The sequence below is a fragment of the Pelobium manganitolerans genome (assembly GCF_003609575.1).
Classification (GTDB): domain Bacteria; phylum Bacteroidota; class Bacteroidia; order Sphingobacteriales; family Sphingobacteriaceae; genus Pseudopedobacter; species Pseudopedobacter manganitolerans.
Genome location: NZ_MBTA01000026.1, coordinates 128,267 through 147,946, shown reverse-complemented (window position 1 = coordinate 147,946; position 19,680 = coordinate 128,267). Strand labels below are relative to the sequence as shown.

At 40.6% G+C, this 19,680-nt stretch carries 16 protein-coding genes; 6 read left to right on the top strand and 10 right to left on the bottom strand.

Annotated elements, in window-relative coordinates:
* Positions 1-113: 113 nt before the first annotated feature.
* Both BCY91_RS12610 and BCY91_RS12605 read left to right on the top strand, forming a co-directional pair.
* Complete coding sequence (locus BCY91_RS12610) at positions 114-2,033, top strand: ABC-F family ATP-binding cassette domain-containing protein (RefSeq protein WP_120182404.1); 1,920 nt, start codon at positions 114-116, stop codon at positions 2,031-2,033.
* A gap of 249 nt (positions 2,034-2,282) precedes the next feature.
* Complete coding sequence (locus BCY91_RS12605) at positions 2,283-2,864, top strand: YqaA family protein (protein WP_120182403.1); 582 nt, start codon at positions 2,283-2,285, stop codon at positions 2,862-2,864.
* A gap of 146 nt (positions 2,865-3,010) precedes the next feature.
* Here BCY91_RS12605 and BCY91_RS12600 read toward each other — a convergent pair whose 3' ends face one another.
* Together BCY91_RS12600 and BCY91_RS12595 are read right to left on the bottom strand one after the other, a co-directional pair.
* Complete coding sequence (locus tag BCY91_RS12600; protein WP_120182402.1) at positions 3,011-4,297, bottom strand: citrate synthase; 1,287 nt, start codon at positions 4,295-4,297, stop codon at positions 3,011-3,013.
* Between the two features lie 178 nt (positions 4,298-4,475).
* Entirely contained in the window at positions 4,476-5,369 is an 894-nt protein-coding gene (locus tag BCY91_RS12595) for an AraC family transcriptional regulator (protein ID WP_120182401.1), read from the bottom strand.
* A 141-nt stretch (positions 5,370-5,510) separates the two neighbouring features.
* Here BCY91_RS12595 and galK point away from each other — a divergent pair, with 141 nt between their 5' ends.
* Positions 5,511-6,668, top strand: coding sequence for a galactokinase (gene galK, locus BCY91_RS12590; protein WP_120182542.1), 1,158 nt, complete (start codon positions 5,511-5,513; stop codon positions 6,666-6,668).
* A 230-nt stretch (positions 6,669-6,898) separates the two neighbouring features.
* On the opposite strand, the gene BCY91_RS12585 is transcribed toward galK, so the two are convergent.
* From BCY91_RS12585 to BCY91_RS12575, 3 genes are all read right to left on the bottom strand, one after another.
* Positions 6,899-7,288, bottom strand: a complete 390-nt coding sequence (locus BCY91_RS12585) for a C40 family peptidase (protein WP_245989127.1) — start codon at positions 7,286-7,288, stop codon at positions 6,899-6,901.
* 174 nt (positions 7,289-7,462) lie between these two features.
* Positions 7,463-10,042, bottom strand: coding sequence for a DNA mismatch repair protein MutS (mutS, locus tag BCY91_RS12580; protein WP_120182541.1), 2,580 nt, complete (start codon positions 10,040-10,042; stop codon positions 7,463-7,465).
* Between the two features lie 110 nt (positions 10,043-10,152).
* Entirely contained in the window at positions 10,153-11,403 is a 1,251-nt protein-coding gene (locus BCY91_RS12575; protein ID WP_120182399.1) for a GAF domain-containing sensor histidine kinase, read from the bottom strand.
* Between the two features lie 161 nt (positions 11,404-11,564).
* Here BCY91_RS12575 and BCY91_RS12570 point away from each other — a divergent pair, with 161 nt between their 5' ends.
* Positions 11,565-12,149, top strand: a complete 585-nt coding sequence (locus BCY91_RS12570) for a riboflavin synthase (protein ID WP_120182398.1) — start codon at positions 11,565-11,567, stop codon at positions 12,147-12,149.
* 18 nt (positions 12,150-12,167) lie between these two features.
* Here BCY91_RS12570 and BCY91_RS12565 read toward each other — a convergent pair whose 3' ends face one another.
* Positions 12,168-12,605, bottom strand: coding sequence for a hypothetical protein (locus tag BCY91_RS12565; protein ID WP_120182540.1), 438 nt, complete (start codon positions 12,603-12,605; stop codon positions 12,168-12,170).
* Positions 12,606-12,849: 244 nt separating this feature from the next.
* Between BCY91_RS12565 and BCY91_RS12560 the strand changes: the two genes are divergently transcribed.
* Together BCY91_RS12560 and yidC are read left to right on the top strand one after the other, a co-directional pair.
* The gene (locus BCY91_RS12560) at positions 12,850-14,463 is read left to right on the top strand and encodes a CTP synthase (protein ID WP_120182397.1); all 1,614 of its coding nucleotides are present in this window, start codon (positions 12,850-12,852) and stop codon (positions 14,461-14,463) included.
* 20 nt (positions 14,464-14,483) lie between these two features.
* Positions 14,484-16,274, top strand: a complete 1,791-nt coding sequence (gene yidC, locus BCY91_RS12555; protein ID WP_120182396.1) for a membrane protein insertase YidC — start codon at positions 14,484-14,486, stop codon at positions 16,272-16,274.
* A gap of 54 nt (positions 16,275-16,328) precedes the next feature.
* Here the strand turns inward: yidC and BCY91_RS12550 are convergent, their stop codons facing one another.
* From BCY91_RS12550 to ribD, 4 genes are all read right to left on the bottom strand, one after another.
* Complete coding sequence (locus BCY91_RS12550; protein WP_120182395.1) at positions 16,329-16,766, bottom strand: Hsp20/alpha crystallin family protein; 438 nt, start codon at positions 16,764-16,766, stop codon at positions 16,329-16,331.
* 344 nt (positions 16,767-17,110) lie between these two features.
* Positions 17,111-17,725 carry an IMPACT family protein gene (locus BCY91_RS12545; protein ID WP_120182394.1) on the bottom strand — a complete coding sequence of 205 codons (615 nt, stop codon included), beginning with the start codon at positions 17,723-17,725 and terminating at the stop codon, positions 17,111-17,113.
* Positions 17,715-18,572 carry an EamA/RhaT family transporter gene (locus tag BCY91_RS12540; RefSeq protein ID WP_120182393.1) on the bottom strand — a complete coding sequence of 286 codons (858 nt, stop codon included), beginning with the start codon at positions 18,570-18,572 and terminating at the stop codon, positions 17,715-17,717. The genes BCY91_RS12545 and BCY91_RS12540 overlap by 11 nt, the downstream gene beginning before the upstream one ends.
* Positions 18,569-19,618, bottom strand: coding sequence for a bifunctional diaminohydroxyphosphoribosylaminopyrimidine deaminase/5-amino-6-(5-phosphoribosylamino)uracil reductase RibD (ribD, locus tag BCY91_RS12535; protein ID WP_120182539.1), 1,050 nt, complete (start codon positions 19,616-19,618; stop codon positions 18,569-18,571). Before ribD ends, BCY91_RS12540 begins: the two co-directional genes overlap by 4 nt.
* Positions 19,619-19,680: the final 62 nt, after the last annotated feature.

Sequence of the window (19,680 nt, the reverse complement as noted above, 5' to 3'; positions counted from 1 at the left end):
TAAACATTTAAGCGCTAACGGACACATTGGTTGCCCACAAAAACAGAAAAGCTACTTAATTAAATTTGTTGTGCAAAAGCATTGCTTGCTAAAATTATTACCTTTGCGCGCAAATGATTGCGATAAACGATTTAACCTTTTTAATTGGCTCCAGAGCCTTATATGACGAAGCCAACTGGCACATTAAACCCGGCGAACGCATCGGCTTAATTGGCGCCAACGGTACCGGAAAATCAACCCTCTTAAAAATTATTGTTGGCGAGTACCAGCCTTCATCCGGCACGGTATCCATGTCTAAAGACATTAAAATCGGTTACCTTAACCAAGATTTGCTGTCGTACGATTCGCATCATTCTATTTTACATGTGGCTATGGAAGCCTTTGAGCGCCAAAATCAATTACATGATGAAATAGAGATTCTCTTAAAAAAAATCGAAACCGATTATTCTGAAGAAACCTTAAACAAGCTTAGCGATAAGCAAATGGAGTTTGAGGCTTTAGACGGTTACAATATCGAATACCGTGCAAACGAGATTTTGGCCGGTTTAGGTTTTAGCGCCGAAGACCAGCACAGGCCTTTGAACACCTTTTCGGGAGGTTGGCGTATGCGCGTAATGCTGGCGAAAATCCTTTTACAGTCGCCAGATATTTTGTTGTTGGATGAGCCCACCAACCACATGGACTTACCATCTATCAAATGGTTAGAAACGTATTTGAACAGCTTTGAAGGCGCAATTGTAATCGTATCGCACGATAGGTATTTCTTAGACCGTATTGTCAACCGCATTGTGGAGTCGCGCAAAGGCAAATTAACCACCTACGCCGGTAATTACAGCTTTTATTTAGAAGAAAAAGCTTTGCGCGAGGAAATCCAGAAAGGTGAATTTAAAAACCAGCAAGCCAAAATTAAACAAGAAGAACGCTTAATTGAGCGTTTCAAGGCCAAAGCCTCTAAGGCTAAAATGGCACAATCGCGGATGAAAGCTTTAGACAAGCTGGAACGCGTTGAAGATGTAGACAATGACAACCCTACGGTAAACTTCCGCTTTAAGTTTTCTAAACCTTCTGGCAGGCATGTGGTGCGTTTAGAACATGTTTATAAAAGCTATCCGGCCATAGATATTTTAGCGGATGCGGACGGCGTGATAGAAAAAGGTGATAAAATAGCTTTAATTGGCGCTAACGGAAAAGGAAAATCCACTTTGCTGCGCATTATCGCGGGTACCGAAAGTTTTGAAGGCATGTGCGAAACCGGACACAACGTAAGCACCACTTTTTTTGCGCAACACCAGCTAGAGAGTCTTCATCTGGAAAACTCTATTTTAGAAGAACTACAGGCTTTCGCTCCCAAACATACGGATACCGAGCTAAGGTCTATCTTAGGATGTTTCCTGTTTTCCGGTGACGATGTTTTCAAAAAAATAAGGGTGCTATCCGGAGGTGAAAAATCAAGGGTTGCCTTAGCTAAGTCCTTAACTACCGACTCTAACTTTTTGATTTTGGATGAGCCCACCAACCACTTGGACATCCAATCGGTAAATATTTTGATCCAAGCTTTGCAACAGTACGAAGGTACTTTCATTGCGGTATCTCACGATAGGTATTTCTTGGATAACGTAGCCAATAAAATCTGGTTTATTGAAGGCCAAAATATTCAAGAATATCCGGGCACTTATCAAGAATATGAAGAATGGCAGGCGCGCCGTGCAAAAACCGGCGACCAAGGTGGCATAAAACCGGCTAAAGCTCAAAAACCAAAAAAAGAAGCTCCAAAACCTTCAGAATTAGAGGAACGCAAAAAGCAGTTGAAAAAACTGAACCAGCAATTGCAAACTTTAGAGGAAGAAATTAGCCAAAAAGAGCAAAACCTTAAAGATATTGAAGGTGAAATTGCGCAAGAAGCCGTATTTAGCGACGCCACCAAACTTAAAGACGCAAACGAACGCTACGCAAAAGCCAAAGAAAGCTTAGGCGCCGCACAACTGCACTGGGAAGAACTTGCCGAGGAAATTATGGTTTTAGAAAACGATTAATTTCTCTAAAACCAAAGGCAGTTGTTGCCGGCGCGAAGCGCCGGCAACCTAATTTTTTGCTCGGGATTATTTTCTCTGCTCATACTAAAACCGAAGACCCAGTTTAGGTTAAACTCTGCAACAAAATAAAGACATAGCAAATACGCTAAATTTAATTTTTGCCTTTATCTTCGTGCACAATATTTAAAGATATTTTAAGTTTAGGTAGACTAAAAACATCATCTGAAACCCGTGAACAAAAGAAATAGAATGGTAGCGCTCAACCGCTACTACAAAATCACCAAATTTTACGATTTTTTAAAAAGTACCGCCATTAAAGGAGGAATTACCATAGCGGTGGTTTTGGCGCTGTTTGTATTTTTAGAGTACTATTTTTTAGATACGCGAGCCATGCTTGATGCCTTGGTAAACAACTACTCGCGCGAGAGCATTTTAGTAGTATTTTATATTTCCGAAACCATTCTGGGTTTGCTTCCGCCAGAAATATTTATTGCCTGGAGTGCAAAAATGAGCCACCCCTGGATTTATTTGAGTGTTTTAGCTACTTTATCTTATTTAGGTGGCATCACCGCTTATTACCTTGGCACCTTAACTTTTAAAATAAAATCGGTAAAGGCTTATTTAGAAAACAAAATAGCCGTACATATTAAAAACCTAAGAAAATGGGGAAGTGTATTTGTTGTTGTGGGTGCTTTGTTGCCCCTGCCCCATTCTATCGTTAGCTTTGCCTGTGGCTTAATTAAATACAATTTTAACCATTACTTACTTTGGGCGCTGTTCCGCTTTTTACGCTTTTACATTTATGGCTTAGCTATTTTTAGTGTGGTGTGATGGGATGGTGAGCGGTGAATAGGGAGTGGGTTAAATAGTGAGTAGTAAATGGTGAGTGGTGAATAGTTAATGACGATGAATAGTAAAAAAAATCCCCTAGCGATGATGGCCGCTAGGGGATTTCTCTTTTATACAATTATTGTTTTTTATCTTTTGCTCATTTCAACGTAAGACCTATCGTTTTCTCCGATGTAGATCTGACGTGGGCGACCGATTGGGTCGTTGTTTTCGCGCATTTCTTTCCATTGTGCTATCCATCCCGGTAAACGGCCCAAAGCAAATAACACGGTAAACATTTCTGTTGGGAAACCTAAAGCACGGTAAATAATTCCAGAGTAGAAATCGACATTAGGGTAAAGCTTGCGGTCCACAAAGTAAGGATCATTTAAAGCTACTTCCTCTAACTTCTTGGCAATATCCAAAACCGGATCACTAATACCCAACTTTGCTAAAATCTCGTCGCAAGCTTTCTTGATGATCTTTGCGCGAGGATCGAAGTTTTTATAAACGCGGTGACCAAATCCCATTAAACGGAACGGATCGTTTTTGTCTTTCGCCTTATTTACCCATTTGTCAACGTCGCCGCCATCGTTTTTAATTTTCTCCAACATCTCAATAACGGCTTGGTTTGCGCCACCATGCAATGGTCCCCAAAGCGCAGAGATACCGGCAGAAATTGACGCATACAAGTTACAATCTGATGAACCTACAATTCTAACTGTTGACGTAGAGCAGTTCTGCTCGTGGTCCGCGTGTAAGATTAATAGCTTATTCATGGCGTTTACCACAACGTCATCAATCTCCACATCCTCTGTGCGTTGGCCAAACGTCATATGCAAGAAATTGGTCACATAATCCAATTTGTTTTGCGGATAAATAACCGGATGACCTAATGATTTTTTGTAAATCCATGATACGATGGTGGTCATTTTACCTAATAACTTAATCATGGTTAAGTCCATTTCTTCTGCCGTTGCGTGCGGATCTAAAGACTCGGGGTAAAAAGCGGAAAGCGAACAAACCAATGAAGCCAACTGACCCATTGGGTGAGATTTTGAAGGAAAACCATCAAAAAACTTCTTCATATCCTCGTGTACAAGGGTATGTCTGCTAATTTGATGCTGAAAATTGTCTATCTGTGCCTGGTTAGGCAAAGAACCGTAAATTAAAAGGTAGGCAACCTCTAAAAAAGTTGATTTTTCGGCTAATTCTTCAATCGAGTAACCTCTGTATTTTAATATCCCTTTCTCGCCATCTAAAAAAGTAATTGCACTTTTAGTAGCTCCGGTGTTTTTGAAGCCCGAGTCTAAAGTTACATAACCTGATTGATCTCTAAGTTTTGCTATATCAATGGCTTTTTCGTTTTCTGTGCCCTCTACTATGGGTAAATCGTAGGTTTTTCCGTCTAATTTAAGTTCTGCAATTTCTGACATAAAATGGTTTTTTCGCTTTGCGACAAATTTAAATATTTATATGAATAACCAATCATCCGAGCCTAAATAAATCAGCCTTATTTTGCTCTCACACTACTTTTTTAACAAAATTTAAACAATCCGTGGGCAATCATCCAACAAAAAATGAAGCCACACTTAAAATTTGGCTTAGTGTAAATCAATTACTTTGCAATGTTTTAAATTGCGCCCGAAATTTTAGCGGAGAAAGCCCGGTTGTTTTAGTAAATAACCTAGAAAAATACTGAACATCAAAAATTCCGACTTTAAATGAGATTTCTTTCACCAAAAAATCACTATATTTTAAATATTCTGATGCTTTTTGGATTTTTAAGCTGATAAAATAACTGATTGGCGACATTCCGCTTGTTTTTTTAAACAATGCGGTATAATGCGGTACAGAAAGATTGACGTAAGCTGCAATTTGTGGCAAACTAATGCTTTTATGCACACTGTCTTTCATAAATTGTATACTGCTGTTAACCAAAAGTTGCTGTTTATCACTTATTTTAACCCGGTCTCCGCCCAAAAGCACCAAGGACGAAATTAAGTTGAGCAAGCACATATTCAGCATTAACAAGTTTTGTTCGCCATGCCCTTGTTCCAAACATTTGTAAATGCGGTTAAACAGCTTAATCCGTTCGTCTGTATAAGGCAGATAGCCCTTGTACGAACCAGCATTATGAATAAATAAATCTGCCATTTCCCGGATAGCCTCTCCGTCAAAAAAAAACCAAAATATAGTCCAAGGTTTTATTTGATCTGCCGCATAAGAAAAGGGCGTATTTGCAGGTATCACAAAAAAATCACCCGGCGAAACATGCAAAATTTTATGATTTATAATTGCAGTTCCATAGCCTTTTACACAATAAACCAAGGCATAATCTGCGCTACCCGCGCGGTCTTCTAAAAACTGGTATTTTGCCTCGGGAAAAAAACCAACTTTGCTAAAAAAACCTAGCTTGCCCGTACTGTGCTTGCGCTGATGCATTTTTGCAGCCTCATCATTAATTTCGATTATTCTTTGCCCAGCAAAACCTTGCTTCTTTTTCATCGTTTTATTTATTACAACAAACACTAAATTACAATAAAATAATCCAACAATATCATATCAAAATCCAACTTAAATAAAATTTGCGGTTCTACCTTGGTCAGCAGAAAAATCAACAAAAAACCTATAATTCAAATAAAAAGCATGAGAGATCCAAAGGGTTTAGTGAAGGAGTTATTTCAACAGACATTTAATGAGCAGCCTTTAGTGGTGTGTTCGCCCGGCCGTGTAAATTTAATTGGCGAGCATACCGATTATAATATGGGTTTTGTATTGCCCGCGGCAATCAATAAAGCGGCTTACATCGCCATCTCCAAACGCGAGGACAATACCATTTTTATTGTGGCTGGTGATTTAGATGAATCTTACACCACAGAAGTTTCTAAATTAAGCTACTCTGACAAGGGCTGGCCAAACTACGTTCTTTGCGTGGTAGAACAGTTACAAAAAATAGGCAAAAACGTGGGCGGCTTTAACGCGGTAATATCAGGAGATGTGCCTTTGGGTGCCGGAATGTCATCTTCTGCCGCTTTAGAATGTGCCACTTTATATGGTTTGGACCAAGTTTTTGCGCTAGGATTAGAGCGCATGCAAATTGCGAAACTGGCGCAAAAAGCAGAGAACGAATTTGTAGGCGTGAAATGCGGCATTATGGATCAATTTGCCAGCGTATTTGGTAAAAAAGGCCATGTGGTGAAGCTGGATTGCCGTTCTTTAGAATACGAATATGTGCCTTTTGAGCTAGAGGGAATTAAAATTGTTTTATTTGATTCAATGGTAAAACATTCTTTAGCTTCTTCAGAATATAATGTGCGCACCAGTCAATGCAGCGAAGGCGTCTCCATTATACAAAAGAAGTATCCGCAAGTAAAAACTTTGCGCGATGCCACCATTGAAATGGTGGAAGAGTGCTTAAGCAACGAAAGCACGGACATTTATCACCGCTGCAAATATGTTGTGGAAGAGAACAACCGTTTACTGGCTGCTTGCGAAGATTTACAGGAAAACAAAATTGTCGATTTTGGTCAGAAGATGTACGAAACCCATGCCGGTTTAAGTGAACTGTACGAAGTAAGTTGCCCAGAACTTGATTTTATTGTGGAATGTACCAAAAAAGAAAGCGGCATATTGGGTGCGCGGATGATGGGCGGCGGTTTTGGCGGCTGTGTGATTTCTTTAGTTAAAGAAGATGAGCTAGAAGGTATCGTTCAGCGAATTAAAGAGGCTTACTTCAACAAAATGAACATCGGGATGAACGTGTACATCACCCAAATTGAAGACGGAACGAGGGTGGTTGATTAGTTTGTTAGGTGGTTAGTTTATTAGGACTTTGTCGGCTAGGCGTTCGTTGATCGGGGCCATTTTCTAACATAAACCACGTTTCTAAGAAAATAAGAGAGCGGGCATTAGCCCGTTTTTTTTATTAGCATCAAAAAAACTGCTACGGCCAACACACCAAATACCAAGTAACTAAAAGCTAGCTCTTAGCCACACCTACCCACCTGAAAACTAACAAACTGGCACCTGCCCCCCTACTTAACCGTTCCTCCTCGATAAAAATATTTATAGGTATAAGGATTTCTAAGTTTTTCTATTATCACGCCTTTCCGTGTGCTGGCATGTACGTAATAGCCGTTTTGCAGATATAGGCCCACATGGCTAAACTTTTTACCGTCGTAATCAAAAAACACCAAATCGCCTTCGCGCAACTGACTTTCATATTTCCGTTTAATTACCTGCACTTGCTGGCTGGTCATCCGTGGAATTTCGCGGCCGTAAACATCCCGGTATATCAGATAAACAAGACCCGAACAATCCACGCCTTTCTTGCTTAAACCTCCAAATTGATAGCGTGTGCCTTCCCAATCGTTGATAAAACTGTAAAGATTGCCGTTTTCTATCTTTCGCTTTGAAACCTCCATCACCTCTGCATATTTATTGGCAATGCGGTTACTTGGTTTTTCAAAGCGGGTTTTTGGACTTAAATTTTTCTTTGACTTGCAAGAGAAAAGCGTGCAAGAAGCAATTGCCAAAATGAATAGCAATGGCCGTAAATTTGTGAGAAATGATGGTTTAAACCATAAAAGCACCATTGATTAAGATTTTTTTAAAACTTTCTGAATTTCATCAAGTTTCATTAAAGCCTCTACAGGGGTTAACGTGTTTACATCTAAATTATTGAGCACATCTCGTATTTTTATTAAAACAGGGTCTTCCAAAGAAAACATCTGCAACTGCACAGGCTGCTTTTGCATTTTCATTAAACTGGCCTTCACATGCTCGCCTCCGGTACGCTCATTTTCTAAGCGCAACAAAATTTCGTTGGCCCTTTTAAGCACCGGTGATGGCATACCGGCCATTTTGGCCACGTGAATCCCGAAACTGTGCTCGCTACCGCCGGGCACCAGTTTTCTAAGAAAAATCACTTTATTGCTTACCTCTTTTACGGATACGTTGTAATTTTTAATCCGGTTAAAGGAATTGCTTAGCTCGTTAAGCTCGTGGTAATGCGTTGCAAAAAGGGTTTTGGCTTTCGCCGATGGATGATTATGCAAATATTCGGCAATAGACCAAGCAATGGAAATTCCATCATAGGTTGAGGTTCCACGCCCTATTTCATCAAGCAAAATCAAACTCCGGTCCGATAAGTTATTTAAAATACTGGCCGTCTCATTCATCTCCACCATAAACGTCGACTCGCCCGATGATAAATTATCCGATGCGCCTACCCTAGTGAAAATTTTGTCGACAATACCCACACTGGCCTCTTTTGCCGGCACAAAACAGCCCATTTGCGCCATCAAAACAATTAAACCCGTTTGCCGCAACAGCGCGGATTTACCGGCCATGTTGGGCCCCGTGATGATGATGATCTGCTGCGACTCGTTATCCAGATAAACGCTGTTAGTGATATATTCCTCGCCCAAAGGCAAATTTTGTTCAATTACCGGATGTCTTCCTCCTTTAATGTCCAGCGCTTTATCATTGCTGATTTTGGGCTTTACATAGTGATTTTTTACCGCGACCTCGGCAAAGCACAATAAAACATCCAACTGTGCAATTAAAAAAGCGTTTAGTTGGATGGGTTTAATAAAATCCGAGATACTCGCCACCAAATCGGCGAACAAGCGGGTTTCTATCGCTAAAATTTTTTCTTCGGCACCTAAAATCTGGTCCTCGTATTCTTTAAGTTCGGGAGTAATGTAGCGTTCGGCATTTACTAACGTTTGTTTCCTAATCCAGTCTGCCGGAACTTTATCTTTATGTGTATTTGAAACCTCTAAATAATAGCCGAAAACGTTGTTAAAAGCTATTTTAAGCGAGCTAATGCCGGTAATTTCTGCTTCGCGCTTTTGCAGTTCCAACAAATAATCTTTTCCGCCGAAGGCGATTTTACGCAAGCGATCTAGTTCAGGGTCAATACCGCTGGCCAATACATTGCCCTTGTTGATAGCCACCGGCGGATCGGCTTGTAATTCTTTCTCTATCTTTTCGCGGATAGAAACGCAGAGGTTAATTTGTTCGGCAATGCGCTTTAAAGAGTCCTGCCCGCTTTGTTCGGCAATTTCCTTAATCTCTGCAATGGCGCTCAACGCCTTTTTAAGTTGAATTAACTCGCGCGGATTGGTTTTCTGTAAACCGATTTTAGAGACCAAACGTTCCAAATCGCCAACCTGCCTTACGCAGTGCTGTAACTGGTGTCTGATATCTGCCTGAGCATAAAAAAAGTCAACCACCGCTAAGCGCTCCTGAATGGGTCTTTCCTCTTTTAAAGGCATCACCATCCATTTGCGTAACATGCGCGCGCCCATAGCGCACGATGTTTTATCCAGCACATCTATCAGCGTTTTTGCGTTCTCGTTGCTTGATCCGATAAGCTCTAAATTGCGGATGGTAAACTTATCCAGCCACATGTAACGGTCTTCCTCAATGCGCGAAATATTGCTGATGTGCTGCAATTGCCGATGCTCTGTCTCTCCTAAATAATGCAAGGCCACGCCGGCCGCAACAATCCCCAAAGGCAAGCGCTCTATCCCAAAACCTTTTAATGATTTTACTTCAAAATGTTTGAGTAAAGTTTCTTGGGCGTAATCACTGGTAAATGCCCAGTCGTCAAGCGTATAAGTGTAAAATCCGTTCCCGAAAAGCTCATTAAATTCTTTAAGCTTTGATTTTGAAAATATTAGCTCACTTGGTTTAAAGCTTTGGAGTAACTTATCTATATAATTACTACTGCCTTGGGCCACTAAAAACTCTCCGGTAGAAATATCTAAGAAAGCAATGCCCACAGATTGTTTCTCGAAATGCAAACAGGCTAAGTAATTATTAGATTTTTGTTGAACAATATTTTCGCTATAGGCCACACCCGGGGTAACCAATTCTGTTACACCGCGCTTAACTATCCCTTTTACCGCTTTAGGATCTTCCAACTGATCGCAAATTGCCACCCTTTGCCCTGCCCTAACGAGTTTTGGTAAGTAGGTTTCTATAGAATGATGCGGAAAACCGGCCAGCTCTATATGAGATGCCGAACCGTTTGCGCGTTTAGTAAGCACAATGCCCAAAATTTGGGATGCCTTCACCGCGTCCTCGCCAAAAGTCTCGTAAAAATCGCCCACCCTAAACAAAAGCAGCGCACCAGGATATTTTCCTTTTATCTGGTTATACTGCGTCATTAATGGGGTTTCTTTGCTTTTTGCCAAGGTTTTAAGTTTTAAAACGCAAAGTTATAAATTAATGTTGCCCCACCTTAATTGTGGATAATTAGGATAATTGTGGAAAGCCCCTAAGCTTCTACAGAAAAGGGCAGACTGATGGTAAATGTACTGCCGTTATTCACTTGACTTTCCACCTTAATATCACCGTTTATTTTCTTTAACAACTCTTTAACAATAAATAAACCTAGGCCAGATGAACTTTCGGAATTGGTGGGACGGTTGTTTAGCTTAGCAAATTTTTGGAAAAGCTTTGAAAACTCGCCATCGCTAATACCAGGACCTTCATCGGCGATAGAAATATCAAAGCCATCAATTGTTTGGTGTACTTTAACAGCTATTTGCTTCTCAAAAGGCGAAAATTTGATGGCGTTAGAAATCAAGTTGTACATAATGCGTTTCAAAAAGTTCATATCCGTGTTTATCACCGGTTTCTGAACATCGGCCTCAAAATTTAATTTAATGGCTTTAGACTCGGCCGCATTGGTAAAGTCTTTTAGATTTGCCCTTATAAAATCAACTATATTAAACTCTTCTACATAGTTATTTGTAGAAAAAGTTTCCATATTATTTAGCGTTTCCATCTGCTCTATCAGGTGAAAAACGTAGTCTAGGCTTTTATTAAAAATGCTGATGAGCTCCTCGCTATCCTTATCCCTCGCAAAATCCTGAAAAAGATAAGAGAGCATTTTAATGTTGCTTAAAGGCGATTTTAAGTCGTGCACCAAAATTTGCATCAATTGGTTGTTTTCTTCAATTAGCGTCTGCAGTGCTTTATTTTTAGCGTTAAGCTCGAGGTTGTTTTTATGCAGGGTTTCTTTGTAATAAGCACGGTTTAAATGCTGGCTAACCCACTGGTTTAAGTAAGCCAATAAATTCAGTTCGGCTTGGCTATACCCATCTGGCCGCACTTCGCGCGACGAAAAATTGATGGTTCCTACTTCTTTATTATCTAAAACCAGCGGGATGCCAATGTAACTTTTTGCTTTTAACACCTGGCAACACGGTAAGTGGCTATATTCTGAATTGGCAACATCTGGCAAGGCCAAAACTTCGCCACGTTGTGTTGCATGGTAGCAAAATGTGTCGGCCAAATTGGCAACCTGTCCAAAATCAACCTCGTACGGCAAGCTAGAATGCACGCCCTGTACCAAGTACTTATTATCTTTAAGCAAACAAATAACGCCTAGCTCTGCGTTAAAAAGCTTGCAACTGGCTTTTAATAAATTATCTAAACTGTTTTCGTTATCCTGTAAAAGAACGGAAGTTAATTGATAAACATCATCAATGTTTGGAACTTCGCCTGTGATATTCAGATTCATCAAATTAGGTGTGTGATGTTATGTAATGCAATATATCAATAATTATTTATAGTTGACCGTTTCAACTATTTATTTAGGGTTAAAAAAAGCAAAGCTCTTCAATTGCTTTTTAGCGCTTTACCTGTTACATTTACACCGTTTTTCAATAGAACATATCGGTTTTGTTTACAGGGATTATAGAAACGCTGGGCACAGTGAGCGCTTTAGAAAGCGAGAAAGGAAATTTACATATTAGTATTGCCTCAACTATTTCTGACGGTTTAAAAATAGATCAGTCTGTGGCACATAATGGCGTTTGCTTAACGGTGGTAGCTGTAAATGCTAACGTACACACTGTTACCGCTATTGATGAAACTTTGCAAAAGACAAATTTAGGTACCCTGAGGATTGGCGATTTGGTGAATTTAGAGCGTTGTATGCAAATGAATGCCCGGTTAGACGGGCATATTGTGCAAGGGCATGTGGACCAAACCGCGCGTTGTATTGATTTGCAAGATATGAACGGCAGTTGGCTGTTCACGTTTGAATATGACCAAACCAAAGGGAATGTTACAGTAGAGAAAGGCTCGGTATGTGTAAACGGAATTAGTTTAACCGTGGTAAACTCGGAAAATAACCGTTTTTCGGTGGCTATCATCCCTTACACTTTTGAGCATACCAACCTTCAAAACGTAAAACCCCGCGACACGGTAAATGTAGAGTTTGATATTATCGGGAAATATGTGGCCCGGCTGATGGGGAGATAGCGCACGTGCGTCGGCTATTTAGCCGGCTACTTCATACTTTACAAACACGCTTAAAACTTGCCCGTCAAAGTCGTCAACTTCGGCTACCTCTTCTAAAAACAAATCCCAATCACCGTCTGTAAATAAATTACCTTCATATTCTTTGGTATCATCGCGGTAATGGAAATACCATTCGTCGGTTTCGTCTAAACCGTCGACCGTAAAAGACCGTACAGACAAACCATCGTGAGACAATTGCAATTGCCAATGATTTTCCAGCTCACCGGTTTGCGATTTAAAATCTAATTCCAGCTCAAATTCACCGGCTAAATCGGGCAAGTACGTTAAAAAGTGCTTTACTTTTTCGGCCAACGCGGTATCTTCTTGCTTGATTATCGCTTTATCTTCCAAAAGCTGATAAAACTCTATAAAGTAATTTTGATAGCGAAGCAACAAACTTTTGTAAACTGAATCCATAGCAACAAATCTAAGATAATTGCGCGTTTTAACAGCTTTTTGCCCTTCTGTATCTTTAAAATTACCGCAAAAAAACGTCGCCGGTGGCGTTAATCGCAACTAATCAAGAGCTTAAGTATTTAAAATTTCATTTTTGATGGATGGCAGTAAATCGAAAAAAAAATCTAATTTTGCATCCCGTACAAACAGATTTAAAAAGCCACCTTCACCGTCTTTTTAGATTAAAAAAAACGACAAATCCAACATGACTAAGTACATTTTTGTTACGGGAGGCGTTACATCGTCTTTAGGAAAAGGTATCATTTCCGCATCATTAGCCAAACTTTTGCAAGCACGAGGTTACCGCGTTACCATCCAAAAATTTGATCCGTATATCAATATCGATCCCGGAACGCTAAACCCTTATGAGCACGGCGAATGCTATGTTACAGAAGATGGTGCCGAAACAGATTTAGACTTAGGGCATTACGAGCGTTTTTTAAACGTACCCACTACGCAGGCCAATAACATTACTACCGGCCGCATTTACCAAAATGTAATTAACCGCGAGCGCGAGGGCGCATATTTAGGCAAAACCGTGCAAGTGGTGCCACATATTACCGATGAAATTAAACGCAATATGCGTTTGCTTGGCGAAAGCGGCGAATACGACATTGTGATTACCGAGTTAGGCGGTACTGTGGGCGATATAGAATCTTTACCATATATAGAGGCAGTTCGCCAATTTAAATGGGAAGCAGGCTCTAACAATGCCATTGTTATCCACTTAACCCTAGTTCCGTTTTTAGCAGCTGCAGGAGAGTTGAAAACAAAACCGACACAACACTCGGTAAAAATGCTTTTGGAATATGGTATACAGCCAGATATTTTGGTTTGCCGTACAGAGCATCACCTATCTCAAGATTTACGTAAAAAAATTGCGCTTTTTTGCAACGTAAACATCAACGCGGTTATCGAATCTGCGGATGCAAAAACCATTTACGATGTTCCTTTACTGATGTTGAAAGAACAGCTGGACCGCACCGTTTTATCAAAACTGAAGCTCCCATTAAAGAACGAGCCTGATTTAGAAAGCTGGAAAGAGTTTTTAGGCCATCTGAAAAACCCCACATCAGAAATAAAAATTGGTTTGGTAGGCAAATATGTTGAACTGCCAGATGCTTATAAATCTATTACCGAAGCTTTTATACATGCAGGCGCTTATAACGAGTGCAAAGTGCGCGTAGAATGCATCCACTCTGAAGGGCTTACGGAAGACAATGTGAAAGCTAAACTTGGAAACTTAGACGGCGTTTTGGTTGCCCCGGGTTTTGGCGCACGTGGCATTGAAGGTAAAATTGCAGCCATTAAATTTATCCGCGAAAATAACATTCCGTTTTTTGGAATCTGTTTAGGGATGCAATGTGCCGTAATTGAGTTTGGCCGTAACGTGCTGGGCTTAAAAAATGCGCACAGCACCGAGATGGATGAGAATACAGCCGATGCCGTAATTTCTATGATGGAAGAGCAGAAAAAAATAACCTCGAAAGGCGGCACCATGCGTTTGGGCGCTTACACTTGCGAGTTAAAGAAAGGCACCAAAGCACATCATATTTACGGAAAAACCAAAATTAGCGAACGCCACAGGCATCGCTACGAGTTTAATAACGAGTATTTAGCTGCCTATGAAAAGGCAGGCATGATTGCTTCTGGCGTAAACCCCGATAATAATCTGGTAGAAATTATAGAACTTAAAAATCATCCTTATTTTGTGGCAGCACAGTTCCACCCCGAACTAAAATCAACTGTTGCAAATCCGCATCCGCTTTTTGTTAAATTTGTCGCCGCTTCCATAGAGCACTCTAAGAAAAAAATATAACAAGAGCATAACATTATAGAATGGACAGAAATACATTTACAGGCTTATTCCTGATTTTAGTAATCTTAGTTGGTTCCACCTTTTTACTAAAACCTTCTGAGGAAGAAATAAAACGAGAGAAGTTTGTACAGGACTCTATCGCCGCAGCGAAAAACCATCCGCAAACAGCAACAAAGAAAGCAGCGGTAATTACGGATAGCGTTGCCAAAGAAGGCGTTGACACCGCACAAGCGGCGCCTAGTTTCCAAGAAGAAACAGTTTATTTAGAGAACAAAAACTTAAAGGTAAGCCTATCTACCTTGGGCGGTAAAATTGTTAGCGTACAAGTAAAAAACGAAACTACTTATGCCGGAAAACCGGTAGTGCTTTTTAAGCCAGAAGACACTCATTTTGGCTTGGTTTACAAAAGCAATAACCAACTGCAAAACACTTCAGAGCAAGCGTTTAAAATCGTAAGCCAGTCGCCATCAAATGTAGTGATGCAATTGGCAAACGCAAACGGAGGCGCTTTAACTTATAGCTATGCTTTGGCTCCGGATGCTAGTAAAGTGGAATTTAATATTGATGCAAAAGGTTTTGAAGACAAGCTAAGCAACGGCAAGCTTCAATTAGATTGGAGTACGCACTTGCTGCAACAAGAGAAAGATTTGCAGAACGAGCGCATGGGCTCTACCACTTATTTTAAACATGCTGACAATGAAGTGGATTACCTAAGCGAAAGCAAGGATGATGATAAAGTGCTGGAAGAAGGCAAAACGCAGTGGGTTTCCTTTAAAGAGCATTTTTTCTCCGCTGCTTTAATCGCAAAGCAAGGTTTTGATAAAGCCCATGTGAAAATAAATACCTTGGCAGATAGCTCGGCCGTGAAAGCTTACGGCGCGCAACTTTACCTGCCTTATAAGCAAAGTGTCGCCAATAATTACGATTTAGAATTTTACTTCGGTTCTAACAAATTTAGCCAGCTAAAGGCTCAGGGTTACGATTTAGAAAAACAAGTAAAAATGGGCTGGGGCCCGCTTAAATGGATTAACCGCTTTTTGGTTTTGCCGATTTTCAACTTTTTTGAAAGCATGAATTTAGGATATGGCTTAATCATCCTTTTATTAACTATTATCCTTAAAACGGTGCTTTTCCCGTTCACCTACAAATCTTACCTATCAATGGCTAAGATGCGGGTTTTAAAGCCAGAAATGGACGAAATTAAAGCACGCGTAGGCGAAGGCAACCAAGCTTTGGTACAACAAGAATATTTAAAGCTGTACAAACAGGCCGGTGTTAACCCACTTGGCGGCTGTTTGCCAATGGTTTTCCAGATGCCGTTTATTTTAGCTTTCTTCTACTTTTTCCCAAATTTATTTGAGCTAAGGCACGAAAGCTTTTTGTGGATGCACGATTTATCCACCTATGATGAGCTGATCACTTTCTCTAGAATCCCGATTTTAGGCTGGAGCCATATCAGCTTAATGTGTTTACTGATGACACTCTCTACGCTGATTTACACTTATTTTAATAACCAAGTGTCCGGCGTGCAGGGTCAAATGAAATACATCGGATACATTACCCCTATTATTTTCTTTGGTGTGTTAAACAGTTACCCGGCAGGCTTAAATTATTACTACTTCTGCGCTAACATCCTTACCTTCTCGCAACAGTACTTTATCAGAAAGTTTGTTGATGATGATAAAATCCATGCGCAAATTCAGGAGAACAAAAAGAAGCCAGAGTCTAAAAAGAAGAACAGCTTTCAGCGTAAAATGGAAGAAATGATGAGGCAACAGCAGTTGCAACAACAACAAAAAAACAAGAAGTAAAAACAAAGCCCGGCGATTTTCGCCGGGCTTTTCAATTAACCATCAATCCTAAACTTACTTTATCTCAATCTCTCTGGTTAAAATCTTAGCTTCTTCCTTTTTAGGGATGCTTACTTTTAGAACGCCATCTTGGTAGCTGGCCTCAATTTTTGCATGGTCCACCAAATCTGGCAAGTTAAACGATCTTGAAAATGCATGGTAGCTAAACTCTCTTTTGTTGTATTTAGCAGTTTCCTCAGTGCTTTCTTGTTTTACATCTGCAGAGATGGTCAGCAAGTCTTTTTCTAAAGAGATTTTAAAATCTTCTTTCTTTAAGCCTGGCGCTGCCAAATCTAAATGGTAGGCATGCTCTGTTTCGGAAACGTTTACCGCCGGAACCTGATGTACTGGCTTGTGAGCTAAATAGCCATCATTAAAAAACGAATCGAACAGCTCGTTAAAAGTTGCATAACCGTTTGTCTTTTTTGGGTCGTTGAATTTTACTAGTGCCATTTTTATGTCCTCCTAATTGTTAATTTTACTTTGATACTTTCCACTAATCAATTGAGATACCAATACCATTTTTGTTAGCTTTTACTGACTATATGGCATTTATCCAAGATTATTAACGACAAAATTTCCGATTCAGGTGGCTGGTTGGTTGGTTAGGCAGTGTTGGACAGGCGATACTCGTCCTTATTCTTTAATCCTTGTTCTTCGTTCTCTTTTAGGTGGTTAGTTTGTCAGTGGTTAGTTGGCTAGGAATTAACTTGTTAGACAGTTGGTGGGCAGGCGGCATCCATCCTTGCTCTTTAATCCTTGTTCCTTGCTCCTTAATCCTTGCTCTTTTACAAAATTTATCGGGTAAAAAGATAGTTGTACTCCAGGTTTTCAATAGCTTCCAATCGGGCAATTACTTGGTTCACTTCTGCTTGGTTAATAGCGATTTTCAGTTTGCAGTCCAGATCAAAATCTTGCGTTAAAATATCAACATCTGCGTCTTTTACAATCTTCATCACCTCGTTCATCTGCGCATAAGCATAACCGACTTGGTAAACGTCCTGCACGCGGGCGGTGATAATTTTTGCATCGGCTAAAGCCAGTTCCGTAGCCGATTTGTAGGCATTAATTAAGCCGGGCACGCCTAAGAGCGTGCCTCCAAAATATCGGACAACCACCACCAGTACATCGCTTAGGTTTTTAGATAACAGCACATTTAAAATAGGCCGGCCGGCGGTTCCGGAAGGTTCACCGTCGTCGTTTACACGGAAAACGCGCCTATCCGGCGTTAGCCGATAAGCAAAACAGTAGTGGCGGGCTTTAGGGTACTTTATCTTTACCTGCTCCAATAGCTCTTTTAACTGCTGTTCTTGCTTAAAAGGAAATGCACAAGCTATAAACTTACTGCCCTTATCTTTAAAAACACCTTCTACAGGAGCTTCTATCGTTTCGTAAACATCGTTAAACAGCATCCGGTAAATTTAAAATGACAATGGCTATTAGTGCTAAAAGCAAGCCTGCCCTATTTAGCGTATTCAGTTTTTCTTTAAAAAGGGCTATTCCTACCAAAGAGCCTAAAAATATGACCCCGATATCTAACGACGAAAATACCACCGAAGGCCTATGGCTTTCTAAATGGAGCGCTTTAATATAAAAATAGATAGAACCGAAATTGAATAGGCCTAAAACTACCCCAGCAAAAGCAGCTTTAACCTCGAACTTTAAAACGCCTTTTTGGTACTGTACATAAAGCGAAGCAAAGCCGAAAAGGGCAGCTATTATAAAAATATAAAATAATGAAGTTGTGAAGCTTAGCACAGGTAACTTAGTTAAAAGGTTAAAAAGAATATCTATTAGGCCTGTACCTAAAAATACGATGAAGGGATACCAATTATCGCTCCGTTTTAAACCCGTTTTTCCGGATGGCTTAGAGGCATAAAGCGCTGCAAATCCCAAAGCCAATCCGGCTAATTTAAGCGTAGTGCCATGCTCGTTAAACAAAAAAAATGCAGCCAAAACCGGTATAATTAAGGATAAGCGTTGTGCTATCGCCGTTAAAATGATGCCACTATGCGCCACGCTTTGCCCGATAAAATAAAATATAGAGAGCAATAGTGCTGCAATTAGCGCAAATAAAGCCCATTCGTTGGTGCTGGGCAGAACGTCAAAATCGGGCTTAAAGCCAATTAAACACAATAAGGCCGCAGTTGGATAATTAAAAACAATGGCTTGGTAGGCATTGGTATGGTAGCGCTTAAATAACTTTAGGTTGATGCTGACGATTACGCTGCAGATTATCGCAATGCAGATATAAATCATTGGAAAGGGGTTAGAATATGTAAGTGGTTATCGCCAATTTGATGTTGTTCTTGCATTTGCCCCTCTATACGTGGCGCCCTGATGCCGTTTCCCCAGAAATCATTTGAGGTAAAAATCCGTGCTTCGTCCCACAGTTTGGCATCGATAAAAGATTGCAAAGTACGTGCGCCGCCTTCGATAATTAACGATTGAACATCTTGCAGAAACAGCTGGTAGAGGATATATTGTGGCAAAAGCGTCTCAAATTCTTCAATTTGCACATAATAGGTGTTGCCTACCACGTCTGTTTTGTGCCGGTTAAATACAAAGGTTTTTATGCTGTTATCAAACAGATGTAGTTGGGCTGGCAAGTCGAGGTTTTTATCGATAACGGCACGTAAAGGGTTGCGCCCATTACTCAGGCGGGCGTTTAACTGCGGATTATCTGCCCGAGCGGTGCGTTTGCCTACCAAAATACAGTCTTCTTGCGTACGCCATTGGTGCACCAGCTGTTTGACGGGGGCATTACTAATCCAGCGCTGTGTGCCGTCTTCCGGCGAAAAGTAAGCGTCGGCCGTTTGTGCCCACTTTAAAATAACATAAGGCCTTTGTTGTTGTACTTTGGTAAAAAAACGTCGATTTATGGCAATACATTGTTGCTGCAGGACGCCCACGTCCACCCGAATGCCGGCATCGCGCAAGCGTGAAACACCCTTGCCGTTAACGCTTCCAAAAGGATCTACACAGCCAATAATTACATTCGGAATTTTATGTTTGATGATTAAATCGGCGCATGGCGGCGTTTTACCGAAATGGGCACAAGGCTCTAAGGTAACGTAGATGCTAGAATTGGCCAAAAGTTCGTGGGCACCATTAAAACGCTCGATCACTTGGTTGATCGCATTTACCTCGGCATGTGCGTCGCCATATTTCTGATGGTAGCCCTCGCCAATAATTTGGTTTTGATGTACCACCACTGCGCCCACCATAGGGTTGGGGCTTACAGTACCTGCACCAAGCTGCGCTAAATCTAGCGCACGTTGCATAAATATCTCGTGTTGTTGCACGCCCAAAGTTAACAATAAGCTTGATTTTATGCTCCGGCTACAATTTTAGATTGTCTAAACAA

What these genes read in the sequence shown, in the direction of transcription:
- BCY91_RS12610 (WP_120182404.1), top strand. Translation starts at nt 114, where the DNA reads ATGATTGCGATAAACGATTTAACCTTTTTAATTGGCTCCAGAGCCTTA.
- BCY91_RS12605 (WP_120182403.1), top strand. Translation starts at nt 2,283, where the DNA reads ATGGTAGCGCTCAACCGCTACTACAAAATCACCAAATTTTACGATTTT.
- BCY91_RS12600 (WP_120182402.1), bottom strand. Translation starts at nt 4,297, where the DNA reads ATGTCAGAAATTGCAGAACTTAAATTAGACGGAAAAACCTACGATTTA.
- BCY91_RS12595 (WP_120182401.1), bottom strand. Translation starts at nt 5,369, where the DNA reads ATGAAAAAGAAGCAAGGTTTTGCTGGGCAAAGAATAATCGAAATTAAT.
- galK (WP_120182542.1), top strand. Translation starts at nt 5,511, where the DNA reads ATGAGAGATCCAAAGGGTTTAGTGAAGGAGTTATTTCAACAGACATTT.
- BCY91_RS12585 (WP_245989127.1), bottom strand. Translation starts at nt 7,288, where the DNA reads ATGGAGGTTTCAAAGCGAAAGATAGAAAACGGCAATCTTTACAGTTTT.
- mutS (WP_120182541.1), bottom strand. Translation starts at nt 10,042, where the DNA reads ATGACGCAGTATAACCAGATAAAAGGAAAATATCCTGGTGCGCTGCTT.
- BCY91_RS12575 (WP_120182399.1), bottom strand. Translation starts at nt 11,403, where the DNA reads ATGAATCTGAATATCACAGGCGAAGTTCCAAACATTGATGATGTTTAT.
- BCY91_RS12565 (WP_120182540.1), bottom strand. Translation starts at nt 12,605, where the DNA reads ATGGATTCAGTTTACAAAAGTTTGTTGCTTCGCTATCAAAATTACTTT.
- BCY91_RS12560 (WP_120182397.1), top strand. Translation starts at nt 12,850, where the DNA reads ATGACTAAGTACATTTTTGTTACGGGAGGCGTTACATCGTCTTTAGGA.
- yidC (WP_120182396.1), top strand. Translation starts at nt 14,484, where the DNA reads ATGGACAGAAATACATTTACAGGCTTATTCCTGATTTTAGTAATCTTA.
- BCY91_RS12550 (WP_120182395.1), bottom strand. Translation starts at nt 16,766, where the DNA reads ATGGCACTAGTAAAATTCAACGACCCAAAAAAGACAAACGGTTATGCA.
- BCY91_RS12545 (WP_120182394.1), bottom strand. Translation starts at nt 17,725, where the DNA reads ATGCTGTTTAACGATGTTTACGAAACGATAGAAGCTCCTGTAGAAGGT.
- BCY91_RS12540 (WP_120182393.1), bottom strand. Translation starts at nt 18,572, where the DNA reads ATGATTTATATCTGCATTGCGATAATCTGCAGCGTAATCGTCAGCATC.